This is a genomic window from Actinoallomurus sp. CA-142502 (genome assembly GCF_050936355.1).
GTDB lineage: Bacteria > Actinomycetota > Actinomycetes > Streptosporangiales > Streptosporangiaceae > Actinoallomurus > Actinoallomurus iriomotensis.
In genome coordinates this window covers 2,641,433-2,658,393 of the sequence record NZ_JBNJMY010000001.1, presented here as the reverse complement: position 1 = coordinate 2,658,393, position 16,961 = coordinate 2,641,433, and the positions used below count along the sequence as shown (strand labels likewise).

The 16,961-nt window shown below is 72.4% G+C and carries 15 protein-coding genes; 5 read left to right on the top strand and 10 right to left on the bottom strand.

The genetic code is table 11. The features are described from left to right. Positions 1–110: 110 nt before the first annotated feature. On the top strand, positions 111–701 hold the full coding sequence (locus tag ACQEV1_RS12930) for a PadR family transcriptional regulator (protein ID WP_433393954.1): 591 nt from the start codon (positions 111–113) through the stop codon (positions 699–701). Next, the gene (locus ACQEV1_RS12925; protein WP_433393952.1) at positions 698–2,308 is read left to right on the top strand and encodes a DHA2 family efflux MFS transporter permease subunit; all 1,611 of its coding nucleotides are present in this window, start codon (positions 698–700) and stop codon (positions 2,306–2,308) included. The genes ACQEV1_RS12930 and ACQEV1_RS12925 overlap by 4 nt, the downstream gene beginning before the upstream one ends. Here the strand turns inward: ACQEV1_RS12925 and ACQEV1_RS12920 are convergent, their stop codons facing one another. From ACQEV1_RS12920 to ACQEV1_RS12905, 4 genes are all read right to left on the bottom strand, one after another. After that, positions 2,309–2,773: a flavin reductase family protein gene (locus ACQEV1_RS12920; protein ID WP_433393950.1), complete on the bottom strand. Its 465-nt coding sequence runs from the start codon at positions 2,771–2,773 to the stop codon at positions 2,309–2,311. Positions 2,774–2,886: 113 nt separating this feature from the next. Then, entirely contained in the window at positions 2,887–3,324 is a 438-nt protein-coding gene (locus tag ACQEV1_RS12915; protein WP_433393948.1) for a DUF6113 family protein, read from the bottom strand. Between the two features lie 6 nt (positions 3,325–3,330). Continuing rightward, on the bottom strand, positions 3,331–4,179 hold the full coding sequence (gene mshB, locus ACQEV1_RS12910) for an N-acetyl-1-D-myo-inositol-2-amino-2-deoxy-alpha-D-glucopyranoside deacetylase (RefSeq protein ID WP_433393946.1): 849 nt from the start codon (positions 4,177–4,179) through the stop codon (positions 3,331–3,333). Positions 4,180–4,207: 28 nt separating this feature from the next. Beyond that, positions 4,208–5,590, bottom strand: coding sequence for a serine/threonine-protein kinase (locus ACQEV1_RS12905; RefSeq protein WP_433393944.1), 1,383 nt, complete (start codon positions 5,588–5,590; stop codon positions 4,208–4,210). Positions 5,591–5,692: 102 nt separating this feature from the next. Here ACQEV1_RS12905 and ACQEV1_RS12900 point away from each other — a divergent pair, with 102 nt between their 5' ends. The 3 genes from ACQEV1_RS12900 (at position 5,693) to ACQEV1_RS12890 (ending at position 9,293) form a co-directional block, all read left to right on the top strand. Then, entirely contained in the window at positions 5,693–7,777 is a 2,085-nt protein-coding gene (locus ACQEV1_RS12900) for a prolyl oligopeptidase family serine peptidase (protein ID WP_433393942.1), read from the top strand. 305 nt (positions 7,778–8,082) lie between these two features. Next, positions 8,083–8,652 (top strand): hypothetical protein, encoded by a 570-nt coding sequence (locus ACQEV1_RS12895; protein ID WP_285618510.1) that lies wholly within the window; start codon positions 8,083–8,085, stop codon positions 8,650–8,652. A gap of 62 nt (positions 8,653–8,714) precedes the next feature. Further along, positions 8,715–9,293 (top strand): hypothetical protein, encoded by a 579-nt coding sequence (locus tag ACQEV1_RS12890; RefSeq protein WP_433393940.1) that lies wholly within the window; start codon positions 8,715–8,717, stop codon positions 9,291–9,293. A gap of 23 nt (positions 9,294–9,316) precedes the next feature. Here the strand turns inward: ACQEV1_RS12890 and ACQEV1_RS12885 are convergent, their stop codons facing one another. The 6 genes from ACQEV1_RS12885 to ACQEV1_RS12860 all read right to left on the bottom strand — a co-directional run bounded on the left by ACQEV1_RS12885 (position 9,317) and on the right by ACQEV1_RS12860 (position 16,961). After that, a complete protein-coding gene (locus ACQEV1_RS12885; protein WP_433393938.1) occupies positions 9,317–11,131 on the bottom strand; it encodes an ABC transporter ATP-binding protein in 1,815 nt (604 codons plus the stop codon). 200 nt (positions 11,132–11,331) lie between these two features. Next, on the bottom strand, positions 11,332–13,020 hold the full coding sequence (locus ACQEV1_RS12880; protein ID WP_433393936.1) for an ABC transporter ATP-binding protein: 1,689 nt from the start codon (positions 13,018–13,020) through the stop codon (positions 11,332–11,334). A gap of 73 nt (positions 13,021–13,093) precedes the next feature. Then, positions 13,094–14,083 (bottom strand): ABC transporter ATP-binding protein, encoded by a 990-nt coding sequence (locus tag ACQEV1_RS12875; RefSeq protein ID WP_285618514.1) that lies wholly within the window; start codon positions 14,081–14,083, stop codon positions 13,094–13,096. After that, positions 14,073–15,125 (bottom strand): ABC transporter ATP-binding protein, encoded by a 1,053-nt coding sequence (locus tag ACQEV1_RS12870; RefSeq protein WP_433393934.1) that lies wholly within the window; start codon positions 15,123–15,125, stop codon positions 14,073–14,075. Before ACQEV1_RS12870 ends, ACQEV1_RS12875 begins: the two co-directional genes overlap by 11 nt. Beyond that, positions 15,122–16,042, bottom strand: a complete 921-nt coding sequence (locus ACQEV1_RS12865) for an ABC transporter permease (protein WP_285618517.1) — start codon at positions 16,040–16,042, stop codon at positions 15,122–15,124. Before ACQEV1_RS12865 ends, ACQEV1_RS12870 begins: the two co-directional genes overlap by 4 nt. Next, a complete protein-coding gene (locus ACQEV1_RS12860) occupies positions 16,035–16,961 on the bottom strand; it encodes an ABC transporter permease (protein WP_285618519.1) in 927 nt (308 codons plus the stop codon). The genes ACQEV1_RS12865 and ACQEV1_RS12860 overlap by 8 nt, the downstream gene beginning before the upstream one ends.

Below are 16,961 nucleotides of genomic sequence, written 5' to 3'. Positions count from 1 at the left end.
CGGTCCAGGCCTTCGTCATGCGTGGATACTTCGTCTTATAAGTCGATTGCGGGGGAATGCCCGGAGGCATATAGTCCACGTGGATTATTGAGAGTCGACTAGAAAACACCATGTCCCGACCACTCACGCCTCTCGGCCTCGCGGTGCTCCGCCTGCTCGCCGACGAGCAGATGCACCCGTACGAGATGCAGCAGCGCATTCGCGAGCACGCCATCGACCACGTCGTCAAGGTCGCCCACGGATCGCTCTACCACACGGTCGCCCGGCTCGCCGAGCACGGACTGATCGAGCCGGTGGAGACCAGCCGGGAGGGCCGGCGCCCCGAGCGCACGGTCTACGCGATCACGGAGGCCGGCCGCGACGAGGCGCGGGCGCGGCTGCGCGAGTTCGTCATGCGCCCGGCCCAGGAGTACCCGTGCTTCGGCATGGCCCTGGCCTTCGTCTCGATGCTGCCCCCCGCGGAGGCCGCGACGCTGCTCGACCGGCGCACCGTCGACCTGGAGGCGAAGCTGGCCGCCCACGACTCCGTCGTGGACAGCCTGATCAACCAGGGGCACAGCCGCGTATCGGTCATCGAGGTGGAGTACCTGAACTCCCGCCTCCGCGCGGAGCTGGACTTCGTGCGCGCGCTGAGTGAGGACATCAAATCCCGCCGGCTCGACTGGCGGCCGCCGAACGGCGAAAACGGGGAGAACGAATGAGAAAGTGGCACGGCAACCCGTGGGCGATCCTGCTCACGCTCAGCCTCGGCTTCTTCATGACCTTGCTGGACCTGACCATCGTCAACATCGCGATGCCCAGCATGATCGACCAACTGAACGCGTCGCTGGACGAGATCCTGTGGGTGGTCAACGCCTACGTGCTCATCCTCGCCGTGCTGCTGATCACCGCCGGGCGGCTCGGTGACGTGCGGGGGCAGCGCAACATGTTCATCTTCGGCGTCGCGGTCTTCACGGTCGCGAGCCTGCTCTGCGGGATCTCCCAGAACCCCGCCGAGCTGATCGCCGCCCGCTGCCTCCAGGGCCTGGGCGCGGCCATGCTGATGCCGCAGACGATGGCGATCATCATCGCGACCTTCCCGCCGGAGCGGCGCGGCGCCGCGCTCGGCATCTGGGGCGCGGTCGCAGGCGTGGCCACGATCGCCGGGCCGACCCTCGGCGGCTTCCTGGTGACCACGTTCGACTGGCGGTGGATCTTCTTCGTCAACCTGCCCATCGGCGTCATCGTGCTGATCGCGGCGTTCGTGCTGATGCCCTCGGTCCGGCAGGAGCGCCGGCACCGCATGGACCTCGGCGGCGTCCTCATCGCCACGGTCGCGCTGTTCTGCCTGGCGTTCGCGCTGACGGAGGGCCAGCGCTACCACTGGAACGGCTGGATCTGGGCCCTCGGCGCGGCGTCGATCGTGCTGCTGGTGATCTTCCTGTTGCAGCAGCGGACCCAGCAGGACAACGAGCCTCTCGTGCCGTTCCGGCTGTTCCGCGACCGCAACTACACGATCCTCAACTTCGTCGCCGCCGCCGTCTCGGTCGGCATGGTCGGCATGTTCCTGCCGCTGACGATCTACCTGCAGTCGGTGCTCGGCTACAGCGCCCTGAAGTCCGGCGTGGTCATGGCCCCGATGTCGGTGATCTCCATGTTCATCGCGCCGGTGGCGGGCCGGCTCTCGGACCGGTTCGGCGGCAAGTGGATCCTCATGTTCGGGCTGGCCCTGTACGCCATCGGCATGGCGTGGATCGTGCTGCTCGCCGAACCGACCACGAGCTGGCCCGCGTTCCTGCCCTGCCTCGTCGTGTCCGGCATCGGCGTCGGCTGCGTGTTCGCGCCGATGGCCACCGAGGCGATGCGGGGCATCGAGCCGCGCATGGCCGGGGCCGCCTCCGGCGTCTACAACACGATCCGCCAGATCGGCTCGGTGGTCGGCAGCGCGGCGATGGGCGCCGTCCTGCAGAACCAGCTGGCGAGCTCGCTCCAGCACGAGGCGGCCGTACGGGCCGGCGGGCTGCCGGCGCAGGCTCGCGGCCCGTTCGTCGAGGGGTTCAAGCACGCCGCGTCGAGCGGCATCGAGGTCGGGGCCGGGCAGACCGGCGCGTCGCAGAGCGTGCCGCAGGGGGTGTCCAAGGAGGTCGCCGCGCAGATCGGCAAGGTGGCCAAGGCGGTGTTCGACCATGGCTTCGTCACGGCGATGAAGCCCACCATGGCGCTGCCCATCGTGGTCGTGGTGGTCTCCGCGGTCTCGTGCCTTGTGCTCCGGCGCCACGTTCGCGCCGGTCAGCCGCAGCCCGCCGAGCCGGTCGAGGCCGCCGCCTGATCAGCGCGGACGCACCCGGTGGTAGCCCCCGTCGTAGTACAGCAGGGGGCTGCCATCGGGATCCGGCCGGCCGACGCCCAGCACCTCGCCGACCACGATGCTGTGGTCGCCGCCGTCGTGCACCGCGTGGGTACGGCACTCGATCGCGGCGATGGCGCCCCGGAGGATCGGGGCGCCGGTGTGCCGGCCCCGGTGGGACGTCCAGCCGTCGAGCTGCCCGCTGAGCTCGCGCCCTCGCGTGGCGAACCACCGCGAGGCTTCCTCGGCCTCCTCGCCGAGCACCGAGACCGCCCAGACGCCGGCGGCGATGACCGCGTCGTGGAAGCGGGCCGCCTTCTCCGGGCAGAACAGCACGAGGACCGGATCGAGTGACACGGACGTGAAGGCGTTCACCGTCATCGCGTGGGCGACGCCGTCCGTGACGGTGGTCACCACCGTGATGCCGGTGGCGAAACGCCCGGCCACGCGGCGATACTCCTCGGGATCGACTCCCGCGGACCTCGGCATGGACGCGCGTCCCCTCGAACGGTTTCGGAGCGGCCCTCGGCGGGCCTCCATCGGATGTTACCGATCGGTCGCTATCGCGGGTCGGGCGGGCGCGGGGCTCCGGTGAGCATCCACGGGCGGGCCGAGCGGGTCCAGACGATCGCGATCAGGGCGGCGACCGCTCCCCCGAGCATGTAGACGTACCCGGCGGCCGTACCGGTGACGACGAGGTCGCCCTCGGGCCGGCGGCTGGACAGCACGACCAGGATGACCAGCCACGGCACCGCCGGCACGACGGCGCCGAGCCGGCTCTCCATCGCCCAGCCGGCGGCGCGGAAGACGGCGAGGTTCACCAGCGTCAGCGCGATCGCGGCGACCGGTACGCTCCCGACCTCCCAGGAGAACTGGAAGGAACCGATCAGTCCCAGGACGACGCCCAGCACGAAGAGCACCCCGTAGGTCAGCCCGGTCAGGAAGGCCGGCTCCGACGTGTGCTCGGGTGGGGGGTAGTGACCCGTCGTCTGTTCCACGACCGGTCAGGCTACCGGGTGTACGAGACCGGTCTCACGCCCGTCCTCTCCGGGAATGCCGGGTTCGCCGGCGAGGAGGGTGTAGTACTCGGCGTCGAGCAGCGGAACGCCGACGTTGTTGGAGAGCGCGTAGTAGGGCGGGGCCACCGTGATCTGAGTGGCGTGCCAGCGCATCGCGGCCACCTTGGCGTGCAGGTGCGGACCGGCCTCGATCCGGGTCGTGACCTGGTCGTCGGGCACCCCGAAGCCGAACTCCTTCACCGACCCGACCCGGTCGAACGGGCCGCGGCCCACCTCGGCCTCCAGCTCCGAGAGCGGGATGGCGGTGACGTAGAACCGCGACGGCGCCCACGCCTCGCCCTCGCCGTAGGAGGGGTCGGCGGACCGTTCGAAGGCCCGCCAGGCCACCCGGTGGGCCTGGATGTGGTCGGGATGCCCGTAGAAGCCGTTGGCGTCGTAGGTGACGATCACTTGCGGGCGCACCTCGCGGACGATGCGGACCAGCACGGCGGTGGCCTCGTCCAGGTCGGCGCGCCAGAAGCAGCGCGGGTCGTCGTTGGCCGGGTCGCCCATCATCCCGGAGTCGCGCCAGCGGCCGGCGCCGCCGAGGAACCGGTGGTCGGTGACGCCGAGGGCGGCGCACGCCCTGGCCAGCTCGCCCACGCGGTACTCCCCCAGCGCGTCGCCGGACAGGTGGCGCAGGTCCTCGGGGATCACCTCGCCCTCCTCGCCGCGCGTACACGTCACGAGACAGACGTGGGCGCCCTCGGCGGCGTACTTGGCCATCGTGGCGCCGGTCTCGATCGACTCGTCGTCCGGGTGTGCGTGCACCAGCAGGATGCGGGGTTCGGCCATGGACGAAACGGTATCCGGCGGCGCCACCTCAGGTCGTCTGGGCGGCCGGTTGGGTCACCTTGCCGCCTCCGCCGTTGCCGGCGCCCGGATCGGAGGTGTTGTTACCACCGCCACCGTCGGTCGGCTCCCCGGTGTCGCCGTCGCCGGGCTCCGTCGTGTCGCCGCCGCCGGGCTTCGTCGGGCCGCCGGAGGTGGTCGGACGCGACGTCGAGGGCTCGGGCTGCCCGCTGTCGGTCGGGGGCGGGCCGCCGTGGGTCGGACGCGACGTCGGGCCGGTCGGCGCGTCGGGCTCCGAGGAGGTCGCCGGAGCACTGGAGGGAGCGGGCGTCGCCCCACCGCCGCCGGACGGGTGACCGCCGCCGCGGGAGGCCGCCCAGACGACCACGGCGATCACGCAGACCGCGATCAGCAGACCCGCGAGCGCCGCCACGGCCGCACGCGGGGAGAGCGGCCTCCGTACGCCGGCCGGCGCGGTCGCGGTGGACGCCGGCGCCGGCCTCGTCGGCGGGATCGCGTCCGCCACCGCCGTGCCGGCGAACGCCGCGCCCTGCCCCAGGATCGCGGTCTCCGGATCTCCGGAACCGGCCGGCGAGGGGGTGAGGCCCTCCTCGCCGAGCAGCCGCATCAGCAGCGTCTGGGTCTGCGGGCGCTGCGCCGGGTCCTTGGCGAGGCAGCCGGCGACGATGCCGCGCAGCGGCTCCTCCATCGAGCCGAGGTCCGGCGGCTCGTTGACGATCCGGTGGATCACCGCCATGACGGTGTCCTGGCCGAACGGCGCCTGCCCGGTCGCGGCGTAGACCATCGTCGAGGCCCAGGAGAACAGGTCCGCCGCCGGGGTGATCTCCTGGCCGGACAGTTGCTCGGGCGCCATGTAGGCGGGCGTGCCGATGGCGGAGTTGGTCATGGTGGCCGCCGCGTCGAGCGCCCGCGCGATGCCGAAGTCGATCACTCGCGGCCCGTCGGCGGCGATGAGGACGTTCTGCGGCTTGAAGTCGCGGTGGACGATGCCCGCCTGGTGGATGGCGACCAGCGCGGTCACCGTGCCGATCGCCAGCCGCTCCAGATCCGCGCCGGAACGCGGGGAGTCGGTGGAGACGAGCTGGTACAGCGACGGGCCGGGGACGTACTCGCTGACGATGTAGGGCCGGTCGCCGTCGACGTCGGCGTCGAGCACCTGCGCGGTGCAGAACCGCGCCACGCGCTTGACCGCCTCGAGCTCGCGCAGGAACCGCGAGCGCGCCACGTCGTCCTGGGCGAGGTCGGCGCGGAGCAGCTTGACGGCCACCTGCTCGCCCGAGGCGGACCGGCCGAGGTAGACGACGCCCTGGCCGCCCTCGCCCAGACGCGCCGTGATGGTGTACGAGCCGAGCCGCTCCGGGTCACCCGGCTTGAGTGGACGGCCGTCCGGCATCAACGCTCCTGTAGGGGAAGTTCGCGGGTGACTACCGTAGCCGTTCGCCCGGGGTCACGGCCGTCTTCGCGACGCTCGTGTCCGGCTGGCAGGATCGAAGGCATGACCATCAGCTTCCCACGACAGAGCGCTCGAACCCGACGATTCACTCTTGGTGCCCCGCGCGGCTTCCTCGTGTCGTCCGACGGCGCCCGCGTCGTCTTTCTGCGTTCCCGGCACGGCACGGATCCGGTCACGTGCCTGTGGACGGTCGACGTCGGCGACGACGCGATCGGCGAGGAGCGTCTCATCGTGGACCCGCGCGCCCTCGACCTGCCCGGCGAGGAGGACCTGCCGGCCGAGGAACGTGCCCGCCGGGAGCGCGCCCGCGAGCAGGCCGGCGGCGTCACCTCGTACGCGGCCGACTCCGAGCTGACCATGGCCGCCTTCGCCCTGTCCGGACGCCTCTTCGTCACCGACCTCGACAAGGACGTGCGGCCGCTCGACGCCGCGGCCCCGGTCTTCGACCCGCGTCCGGACCCGACCGGACGCCGCGTCGCGTACGTGTCCGGGCGCGCCCTGCGGGTGATCGACGTGTCCTCCGGCGCGGACCGCGCGCTCGCCGAGCCCGAGGACGACCAGGTCTCCTACGGGCTGGCGGAGTTCGTCGCGGCCGAGGAGATGCAGCGCATGCGCGGCTTCTGGTGGTCGCCGGACGGTGAGGCCGTGCTCGCCGCGCGCGTCGACGAGTCCCCCGTGCAGCGGTGGCACATCGCCGACCCGGCCAACCCCGGCCGGCCGGCGGTGGAGGTCGCCTATCCCGCCGCGGGCACGCCCAACGCGGACGTCTCGCTGGTCGTGCTGGGCCTCGACGGCCGCCGGCAGCCGGTCGAGTGGGACCGCGAGACCTACCCCTACCTCGCCGAGGCGAGCTGGGACTCCGACGGCATCCTGCTCGTCGTGCAGACCCGCGACCAGAAGGTCATGCGGATCCTGTCCGCCGACCCGGCCACCGGCGGGACCACGCTCGTGCGCGAGGACACCGACCCGGTCTGGATCGACATCGTGCCCGGCGTGCCCGCCCGTACCGCGAGCGGCGACCTGGTCTGGGTCGCCGAGGACGACACGGCCCGCCGGCTGCTCGTGGGCGGTGATCCGGTCACGCCGGGCGGCCTGCAGGTACGGTCCGTGCTGAGCGTGGACGGCGACACCGTGCTGTTCACCGCCTCCGACGAGCCCACCGAGATCCACGTGTGGGTCTACGACGGCAGCGGGCTCACCCGGCTGAGCAGCGGGAGCGGCGTGTTCGGCGGCCGGCGCAGGGGCGGCACCACCGTGATCTCCGGAGGCCGGCTCGACCGGTTCGGCGTCGAGACGGCCGTCCAGCGGGCCGGCCGGGCGCTCGGCCACATCGCCTCCCACGCCGACAAGCCCGAGATCGAGGTGAACGTCAACCTGATCCGCGCCGGCGAGCGCGAGCTGCGCACCGCCGTGCTGCTGCCCACCGGCTACTCCGGCGACGAGCCGCTGCCGGTGCTCATGGACCCGTACGGCGGCCCGCACGCCCAGCGGGTGCTCGCCACGCGGCGCGCCTTCGCCGAGTCGCAGTGGCTCGCCGACCAGGGCTTCGCCGTGGTGGTCGCCGACGGCCGCGGCAGCCCCGCCCGCGGGCCGCAGTGGGAGCGGGCGATCCACCGCGACGTGGTCGGGCCGGTGCTGGAGGACCAGGTCACGGCCCTGCACGCGGCCGCCGAGCACTTCCCGCTCGACCTGTCACGCGTGGGGATCCGCGGCTGGTCGTTCGGCGGGTACCTCGCCGCGCTCGCGGTGCTCCACCGCCCCGACGTCTTCCACGCGGCGGTGGCGGGCGCCCCGGTCACCGACTGGACCCTGTACGACACCCACTACACCGAGCGCTACCTCGGCGACCCGAACGAGGACCCGGAACCGTACGAGCGGGCAAGCCTGATCTCGGCGGTCTCGGGCGAGCAGGGCTCGCGCACCATGCGTCCGCTACTGGTCATCCACGGCCTGGCCGACGACAACGTGGTCGTGGCGCACACGCTGCGCTTCTCCTCGGCCCTGCTCGCCGCGGGCCTGCCGCACAGCGTGCTGCCGCTGTCGGGCGTCACCCACATGACGCCGCAGGAGGTCGTCGCGGAGAACCTCATGCTGTTGCAGGTGGAGTTCCTCAAGAACGCGCTGTAGACCGGGAAGCGGGCGGGGCGGGCCGGCCGTCTCGCGCGGATGCGGGCGGGAGTGGGACGACGTGCCGGACGACAGTGGGCTGCCGCCGTGTTCGCGTTGCGGGCGTCGGGTCGCGCGGCTGGTGTACGGCCGTGTGCGGCGATCCGCGGAGGTTCGGCGGGCCCTCGACGCCGGGGAGATCCTCCTCGCGGGATGCGTCGTCGGGGTTCACCGGTGGGGCTGCCCAGGGTGCGGGGCGCGCTACGTCGACGCCCCCGCGCCCGGACAGGGGTGGTCGGCCGACGAATGGTTCTAAGATGCCCGGCATGGTGGAGGAGTTCCGGATCGTCGTGGTCTGCACGGCGAACATCTGCCGGTCGCCGATGGCCGAGGCGATGATCCGGCGTGCTTTGCGTGAGGGTGGGCCGGGCGCCGCCGGTGTCGTCGTCGAGAGCGCCGGGGTGTACGGGCACGAGGGCAGCCCGATCGCGCCCGGGTCCGCGTCGGCGCTCCGGGCGCTGGGCATCGAGGACGACGGTCACCGCGGCCGGCTGCTGACGCCCGCCATCGTCGGTGCCGCCGACCTCGTGCTCACCATGGAGGAACGGCACCGTGAGGCGATCCTCGCCGGCAGTCCCGAGGCGCGCGACCGGACCTTCACCCTGCGGGAGTTCGCCCGGCTGGTCGGCGGCCAGGCGCCGCCCGCCGAGGGCGGAGCGGCCGGCCGGGCCCGCGCGCTGGTGGCCGCCGCCGGCCCGCGGCGCACGCGGCTACCCTGGGCCGGCGTGGACGACGTGCCGGACCCCTACGGCGGGCCGAGCGAGGGATACCACGCGTGCGCGGCCCTCATCCTCGGTGAGGTCGGCACGCTGCTTCGGCCGCTCCTCGGCATCTGACGCGCCACGGCGCGAGCCACCGTCCACTTTCCTCGGCGGGCTTCCGCGGCGAGGATGCCGTCATGGCCGCGATCGCATGCCCGATGAGACGTCCTCGCCGATGGCTCGCCGCGGCGTCGCCCGCCGTCCTGTGGCTGTGCCTGGCCGGGTGTGCGGGCGACTCCGCACCCGCACCGGGCGGCACGCCGCCGGCCGGTCGCGCCGCACCGTCCCCGGCCTCCCCCGAGGCCCTCGGCCCGGACGGGCGGGCCGGGTGCGCTCCGCCCTCTCCGATCGGCAGCGCGGCGCCGCCGCAGAGCGCCGGGCCGGGCGGCCCCGAGGTCCGGGGCACCGGCCACGGCGTCGGGTTGTGGGGCCTCATCATGGTGCCGTTCCGGTCCCCACTGATCCGTTCGGGCGACCGCGTGAAAATCGTCTGGAGGATGACCGGCACGGGTGACCTGCGCCTGTCGGCGGTGGATCCCGACGGCCGGACCAGGCGGCTCGACTGGGGCCCCGAGGCGCACGGCGGCAGCAGTTACCGGCGCCCCGGCGACGAGTGGGGCGCCGGCTACCGGTTCGACCGGCCCGGCTGCTGGGACCTCCACGCCGCCCGAGGTATCGCGACCGCCGACGTCTGGATCGAGGTCGGCCGCCGCTGATCCCCGTGACCGGCCCGCGGGCCTCACGCCTCGCGGGGGACCGCGTCCCGCTCCACCGGGCCGCCGTGCCAGGAGTCCCACAGCGCGGCGTACGAGCCGCGTGCCGCGATCAGTTCCTCGTGGCGGCCCAGTTCGGTGATCCGGCCGTCCTCGACGACGGCCACCCGGTCGGCGTCGTGGGCGGTGTGCAGCCGGTGTGCGATCGCCACGACCGTACGGCCCGCCAGCACCGCCGACAGCGTGCGTTCGAGGTGGCGCGCCGCCCGTGGGTCGAGCAGCGACGTCGCCTCGTCCAGCACCAGCGTGTGCGGGTCGGCGAGGACGAGCCGGGCGAGCGCGAGCTGCTGGGCCTGCGCGGGTGACAACGCCAGGCCGCCCGTGCCCACCTGGGTGTCCAGGCCGTCCGGCAGCTCGGCGACCCAGTCGGCCTCGACCGCGGCCAGGGCCGTGGCCGCCTCCTCCTCCGTCGCCTCCGGCCGGGCCATCAGCAGGTTGTCGCGCACCGTCCCCTTGAACACGTGATGCTCCTGGGTGACGAGCGCGACGTGCCCGCGCAGGTCCTCCAGCGGCAGGTCCGCCAGCGGCACCCCGCCGACCTTGAGCGAGCCGGTACGCGGCCGCAGGATGCCGGCGATCAGCCGGCCCAGCGTGGACTTGCCCGCGCCGCTGGGGCCGACCATCGCGAGCCGCTCCCCCGGCCGCAACCGCAGGTCCACGCCGTGCAGCACGTCATGGCCCGCGCGGTAGGCGTAGCGGACGTCGTCCAGCACGATGCGCTCACCGGCCGGGCGCGCCGTGGTGGGCGTGCGGTCGGCGCGCGCCTCGGAGACGCCCAGCAGCCGGGCCAGCGACGCCCCGCCCACCTGGAGCTCGTCGATCCACGACAGCAGCCGGTCGAGCGGGTCGATGAGCTGCTGGACGTACAGCGTCGCCGCGGTCACCTGCGCGAGCGAGGCGAGCCCCCAGATGTAGAGCAGGCCGCCGACCAGCAGCGTCGCCACCACCGGCAGGACGTAGCCGACCTCGACCATCGGGAACCACACCGTGCGCAGGCCCAGCGTGTAGCGTTCGGCCGCCCACGCGCCGGCGATGTCGGTGTTCGTCCGCGCGACCCGGCGGTCCTCCAGGCACAGCGCCTCGACCGTGCGCGCGCCCTCCACCGTCTCGGTCAGCCCGGCGGTCACCGAACCCCACGCGGCGTTCTCCCAGAGGTAACCCGCCCGCGCCCGCGCGAGGTACCACTTCGTGCCGCCCCACAGCAGCGGCACGCCGACCAGGCACGGCAGCGCGGTCAGCGGCCCGACGAGCAGGAGCGCGCCGACCGCGAACGCGCCGGTCACGAGGGCGATCAGCGTCTCCGGGACCGCGTGCCGCACGCTGCGCGACAGCACGTCGACGTCGCGGGACGTCCGGGTGATCAGGTCGCCGGTGCCGGCCCGCTCGACGGTCGACAGCGGGAGTTCGAGGACCCGGTCGACGAACTCCTCGCGCAGCCGGGCGAGGACCTTCTCGCCCAGCCGCGCCGAGACGTACACGGCGTACCTCATCAGCACGCCCTGGGCGACGATGAACACCGCGATGGTGAGCGCGATCCGGTCGACCGTCCAGTGGGAGGTGCCGTGGCGCACGTCCTCGACCAGCTCGCCGAGCAGCCGGGGTGCGACCAGGCCGGAGACGGCGGCGAGCCCGTGCAGGCTCAGCGCGAGCGCGAGCTGTCCCGGGTAGGCGACGGTCAGCCGCCGGGCGTACGCGCGTACCTGCGCCGGTGTCGCGACGGGCAGGATCCGGTCGTGCGCCGGGATCCTCGGTGGCCCGTCGGCGACCGCGTCCTCGGTCATGAATCCTCCTTCGTCGGAGGGCGTGACCACCGGACCGTGCCTTCGACTCCCTCGCTTCGCTCGGTCATGAGACCTCCTTCGTCGGAGGAAGTGACCACCGGACCGTGCCTTCGACTCCCTCGCTTCGCTCGGTCATGAGACCTCCTTCGTCGGAGGAAGTGACCACCGGACCGTGCCTTCGACTTCCTCGCTTCGCTCGGTCATGGCTCCTCTTCTCTCGTGACGGTGGCGGCGTAGCGCGGGACGGTGGCGAGCAGTTCGCGGTGTGGACCCGTCGCGGTGACCCGGCCCGCGTCCACGAACGCCACCTCGTCGGCCCGGTCGAGGACGAGCGGGCTGGTGGTGCACACGACCGTGGTACGGCCGGCGCGGTGCTCCGCGAGCCGGCCCGCGATGCGCGCCTCGGTGTGCGCGTCCACCGCCGAGGTCGGCTCGACCAGGATCAGCACCTCCGGGTCGGCGGCGAGCGCGCGGGCGAGCCGGAGGCGTTGCTGCTGCCCGCCGGAGAACTCCCGTCCGCCCTCGGCGATCTCATCGTCGAGGCCCGACGGCAGCTCCTCGACGATGTCGGTCGCGCAGGCCGTGTACAGGGCGTCGCGCAGCTCCCGCTCGGAGCGGCCGCCGATCTCCTCCCGCAGCGGCCCGGAGAACAGCCGGGCGCCGGGGTCGGCGACCAGCACGGCCTCGCGCATCGCGGGCAGCGTCAGCTCGCGTACGGGCATGCCGCCCCAGGTCACCTCGTCGTCGGTGAACCGGCCGAGCCGGTCGGCGATGGCCTGCGCGTCTTCCGGCGAGGTCGCGGCGATCGCGGTGAGCCGCCCCGGCCGTACGGTGAGCCCGGAGGGCCGATCGACCATCGCGCCGGCCGCCTCGGTGCGGGTGCCCTCGTCCGGCAGCTCCGGTTCGGTGTTCAGGATCCGGACCACCCGGCGTGCCGCGACGTGCGCCTTGGTGATCTTGTCGGCCGCCTCGGTCAGGGTCCGCATCGGCTCGACCAGGAACACCGAGTAGCCGTAGAAGGACACGAGCTGGCCGATGGTGATCTGGCCGGCCAACGCGAACCGGGCGCCGATCCAGGTGACCAGCGCGACCAGCAGCCCGGGCAGCAGCACCTGGGCGCCCTCCAGGAGGGAGTCGCTGCGCGCGACCCGCACTCCGGCGGCGCGAACCGCCTGCGACTCCTCGCGGTAGCGTCCGGCGAACACCTGCTCGCCGCCGATGCCGCGCAGCACGCGCAGGCCGGAGACGATGTCGCTCGACCGGGTGGCCAGCTCGCCCTGCAGGTCGCGCTGGTGTCGCTGGCTGCGGTGCAGCGGCCGCAGGATCGGCGCGACGACGGCGGCCATCAGCGGCACGCCGATCAGCACGACCAGCCCCAACGGCAGCGAGGTGACCAGCAGGATCACGCCGACCAGGACGATCGAGACGATCGCACCGGCGCCGCGCGCCGTGATGTCCATGGAGTTGCCGATGTGGGAGACGTCGGCGATGCCGACGCTGACGACCTCACCGGTCGCCACGCGTTTGGGCAGGGTCGCCCCGAGCCGCGTGGCGTGGCGGGTCGTCACCTGCACGGTGCGGAACGCCGCGCCCAACCAGTTGGTGACCGCGAACCGGTGGCGCATGATCCCGGCCACCGCCTGCACCGCGCCGAGCCCGAGCAGCACGCCCGACCACAGCAGCAGCGCGTCGGTGTTCTTCGCCGTCACGCCCGTGTCGATGGCGCGGCCGATGGTGGCCGGCATGAGCGCCTGGGTGCCCATCCACACGACGCCCCACGCGGCCCCGCCGGCCATCGTGGCGGCCTGCACGCGCGCGATCCACAGCAGGTAACGCGCCGGCGAGCGGCGATCGGGCGTGCCGGGATCGGACACGGGAAAAGAGCGCATACGAAATCCCCGAACCGGGAGGCAGTGGACCTCCCGACGTTACCCATGCGCTTTGATCAGCCGCGAACCATTTTCAGGGGCGGCCCGAGTCGGCGGCGAAGTGGCACGCGCTCGGATGGTCCGAGCGGCCCGCGCGGACCTCCAGCGCCGGTTCCTCGGACGCGCAGATCTCCTCGGCCTTCCAGCAGCGGGTGCGGAACCGGCAGCCGGACGGCGGGTCCGTGGGGCTCGGCACGTCCCCCTCCAGCACGATCCGGCCCGTCCGCTTCGTCGGGTCCGGCACCGGCACCGCCGACAGCAGCGCCTGCGTGTACGGGTGCGTGGGGTGGTCGTAGATCTGCTCCTCGTCGCCGATCTCGACGATCTTGCCCAGGTACATCACCGCGACGCGGTCGGAGATGTGCCGGACGACGGCGAGGTCGTGGGCGATGAAGACGTAGGAGAGGCCGAACTCCCGCTGCAGGTCGGCGAGGAGGTTCATGACCTGGGCCTGCACCGACACGTCGAGCGCGGACACCGGCTCGTCGCAGATGATGACGTCGGGCCGCAGCGCGAGGGCGCGGGCGATGCCGATCCGCTGCCGCTGTCCGCCGGAGAACTGGTGCGGGTACCGGTTCACGTGGTCCGGGTCGAGACCGACGATCTCCAGCAACTCGCGCACCCGGCGGCCGCGTCCGCCCTCGGGGTCGCCGTGGACGGCGAAGGGCTCGCCGACGATGTCGCCCACGGTCATCCGCGGGTTGAGCGAGGTGTAGGGGTCCTGCATGACGAGCTGCATCCGGCGCCGCGACCGGCGCAGCTCCGCCCTGGACAGCGAGAAGACGTCGCGGTCCTCGAAGTGCACGCTGCCGGAGGTCGGCCGCTCGACGCCCATGAGCAGCTTGGCCAGCGTGCTCTTGCCGCAGCCGGACTCGCCGACCAGGCCGAGCGTCTCGCCCTTGCGGAGTTCGAACGAGACGCCGTCGACCGCCTTCACCCGCCCGACCTCGTGCTGGAACAGCACTCCCTTGGTCAGCGGGTAGTGCTTGACGACGTCCCGTACGGAGAGGATCTCATCGGCCACCGGAGACCTCCTCGGCGTAATGGCAGGCGCTCCGGTGAGGCGAGGGTGCCCCGGACCGGGCTCCGGACCGGTCCGGAGCGCCCTCACCGGTCTGGAGAAGACGCAGTTCGGGAACCTCGGTCGAACAGCGGTCCCGCGCGCGGGGGCAGCGCGGATGGAACGGGCAGCCCGAGGGGATGGCGGCGAGGTTCGGCGGTGAGCCCTTGATCGGGGTCAGCGAGCGGTCGCGCACGTCGATGCGCGGGACCGACGCGAGCAGTCCCTCGGCGTACGGGTGCGCGGGCCGGGCGTACAGGTCCTCGACCCAGGCCTCCTCCACGACGCGGCCGGCGTACATCAGCGCGATGCGGTCCGCCACGTCGGCCACCACGCCGAGGTCGTGGGTGATGAGGATGAGCCCCATCCGCATCTCTTCCTGCAGCTCCGCCAGCAGCTTCATGATCTGCGCCTGGACGGTGACGTCGAGCGCCGTGGTCGGCTCGTCGGCGATCAGCACGTCCGGTTCGAGGGCCAGCGCCATGGCGATCATCACGCGCTGCCGCATGCCGCCGGAGAACTGGTGTGGGAAGTCGTTCACCCGCGAGGCCGCGGACGGGATCCGCACGCGGTCCATCAGGTCGATCGCCCGCTTGCGCGCCTCGCCGCGCGAGGACTTGCGGTGCACGATGAGCATCTCGGCGATCTGGTCGCCCACCCGGTGCACCGGGTTCAGCGCCGACAGCGCGTCCTGGAAGATCATCGAGATCTTCGCGCCGCGGTAGTCGCGCCGTTTCTTCTCCGGCAGGCCGAGCAGCTCGGTGCCGCGGAACCGTACCGACCCCTTCGTGACGTGCGCGGGCGGCGTGTCGAGGATGCCCATCACGGCCTGCGCGCCCACGCTCTTGCCCGACCCGGACTCCCCCAGGATGGCGAGCGTCTCGCCCTCGTCCAGCGTGTAGGACAGCCCGTTGACCGCCTGCACCGATCGCCCGCGGGAGCGGAACTCCACGTGCAGATCCTCGACCGTCAGCAGCGGGCCGGTGCTCTGTTGTTCGTCGCTCATCGCAGCTTCGGGTCCAGTGCGTCGCGTACCGCGTCGCCGAGCAGCAGGAAGCTCAGCACCGTCGCGGTCAGGAATACGGCCGGGTAGATCAGCAGGTAGGGGTAGTCGGTGAAGATCTCCTGTGCCTGGCTGAGCTGCAGGCCCCACGAGACCGTGGGGTACTGCAGGCCGACGCCCAGATAGTCGAGCGTGGCCTCGTAGCCGATGACCACGCCGACGTTGAGCATCGCGTAGACGAACACGGGCGCGACGGCGTTCGGCAGGATGTGACGCAGCATGATCCGCCCGTCACTGGCGCCGATCATGCGCGCGGCCTGGACGTAGTCGGCGTCGCGCACCGACAGCACCTGGCCGCGCATCAGCCGCGTCATGGTCGGCCACCACAGCAGGCCCAGCACCAGCGACTCGGTCATCATCCCGTGCGACGGGAACGCGGTCAGGATGACGAGCGCGCCGAGGATCAGCGGCAGGCCGAAGAAGATGTCGGTGATACGCGACAGGAACGCGTCGAGCAGCCGTCCGTAGTAGCCGGAGACCGAGCCGAGCACGATCGCCAGGGTGAGCGCGATCGCGGTCACCAGGAACCCGACCACGATCGGCGCGCGGGTGCCGTGCACGACCTGGGCCCAGTAGTCGCAGCCGTGGCTGTCGGTGCCGAACGGATGGTCTCCGCCCGCGAACGGGTTCCACGACGCCGGCCGCTGTTTCGCTTGCCGCACGTCACAGCCGTCGTTCGCCCCGAGGCCGGTGAAGAGTGAGGGGAAGGCCGCCATCACGCCCATGAACAGCAGGATCACCGCGGAGACCCAGAACGTCACGCGGCGGCACAGGTCCCGCCACGCGTCGCTCCACAGCGACGCGGCTCCGCCCTCGATCGCCGCCCCGGTCTGCGCCGTGGCCTCAGCAACTTCAGTCATGGCGAATCCTGGGGTCGAGCACGCCGTAGAGGAAGTCGACGACGAGGTTGGCCAGCAGATAGATGAGGACCAGGAACGTGCTGATGCCCACGACGGTCGGGCCGTCCTTGACCTGGATGGCCAGCCAGATCTGCTGGCCGATGCCCGGCAGGTTGAAGATGCCCTCGATGATGATCGCGCCGGCCATCAGGTTGCCCAGGTCGACGCCCAGGTAGGTGACCACCGGGATCAGGGAGTTGCGGAGCGTGTGCCGCACGAGCACCCGCCGGCGGCTGAGGCCCTTGGCGACCGCGGTGCGCACGTAGTCCGAACGGCCGTTCTCCACCAGGCTCGTCCGGGTCAGCCGGGCGATGTAGGCGAGGCTGAGCGAGCCGAGCAGGATCCCGGGCAGCAGATAGCTGTACGGCCAGCCGTCGTCGGTCCCCGCGGTCGGGAACCAGCCCAGCTTGAGGCCGAACAGCAGCTGCGCGGAGTAGGCGAGCACGAAGCCGGGGATGGCGATGACCAGAGTGGTGCCGCTCAGCACGAGCGTGTCGATCACACCGCCCTTGCGCAGGCCCGCCCAGACGCCCAGCGCGATCCCGACGACCAGCTCGAAGACCCACGCGGTGACGGCGAGCTGCACGGTCACCGTCCAGCCCCCCGTCAGGACGTCGCCGACGGGCTGGCCGTTGAGCGTCTCGCCGAAGTCACCGCGGACCAGGCCCCACAGGTACTTGCCGTACTGGACGATCAGCGGATCGTCCAGGTGGTAGTGGTGCCGCAGGGCCTGGTACACCGCCGGCGACATCGGCTTGTCGCCGCCCAGGACCCGGATCGGGTCACCGGGCAGCGCGAACACCGCCAGGTAGATCAGGAGCGTCGTCCCGATCAGGACCGGCACCATCTGCAGAAGGCGCCGTACGACGTAACGCCACAC

Excerpts from the sequence above, each read along its gene's own strand:
- ACQEV1_RS12930 (WP_433393954.1), top strand. The coding sequence starts at position 111 with ATGTCCCGACCACTCACGCCTCTCGGCCTCGCGGTGCTCCGCCTGCTC.
- ACQEV1_RS12925 (WP_433393952.1), top strand. The coding sequence starts at position 698 with ATGAGAAAGTGGCACGGCAACCCGTGGGCGATCCTGCTCACGCTCAGC.
- mshB (WP_433393946.1), bottom strand. The coding sequence starts at position 4,179 with ATGGCCGAACCCCGCATCCTGCTGGTGCACGCACACCCGGACGACGAG.
- ACQEV1_RS12905 (WP_433393944.1), bottom strand. The coding sequence starts at position 5,590 with ATGCCGGACGGCCGTCCACTCAAGCCGGGTGACCCGGAGCGGCTCGGC.
- ACQEV1_RS12900 (WP_433393942.1), top strand. The coding sequence starts at position 5,693 with ATGACCATCAGCTTCCCACGACAGAGCGCTCGAACCCGACGATTCACT.
- ACQEV1_RS12895 (WP_285618510.1), top strand. The coding sequence starts at position 8,083 with ATGGTGGAGGAGTTCCGGATCGTCGTGGTCTGCACGGCGAACATCTGC.
- ACQEV1_RS12890 (WP_433393940.1), top strand. The coding sequence starts at position 8,715 with ATGGCCGCGATCGCATGCCCGATGAGACGTCCTCGCCGATGGCTCGCC.
- ACQEV1_RS12885 (WP_433393938.1), bottom strand. The coding sequence starts at position 11,131 with ATGACCGAGGACGCGGTCGCCGACGGGCCACCGAGGATCCCGGCGCAC.
- ACQEV1_RS12880 (WP_433393936.1), bottom strand. The coding sequence starts at position 13,020 with ATGCGCTCTTTTCCCGTGTCCGATCCCGGCACGCCCGATCGCCGCTCG.
- ACQEV1_RS12870 (WP_433393934.1), bottom strand. The coding sequence starts at position 15,125 with ATGAGCGACGAACAACAGAGCACCGGCCCGCTGCTGACGGTCGAGGAT.
- ACQEV1_RS12865 (WP_285618517.1), bottom strand. The coding sequence starts at position 16,042 with ATGACTGAAGTTGCTGAGGCCACGGCGCAGACCGGGGCGGCGATCGAG.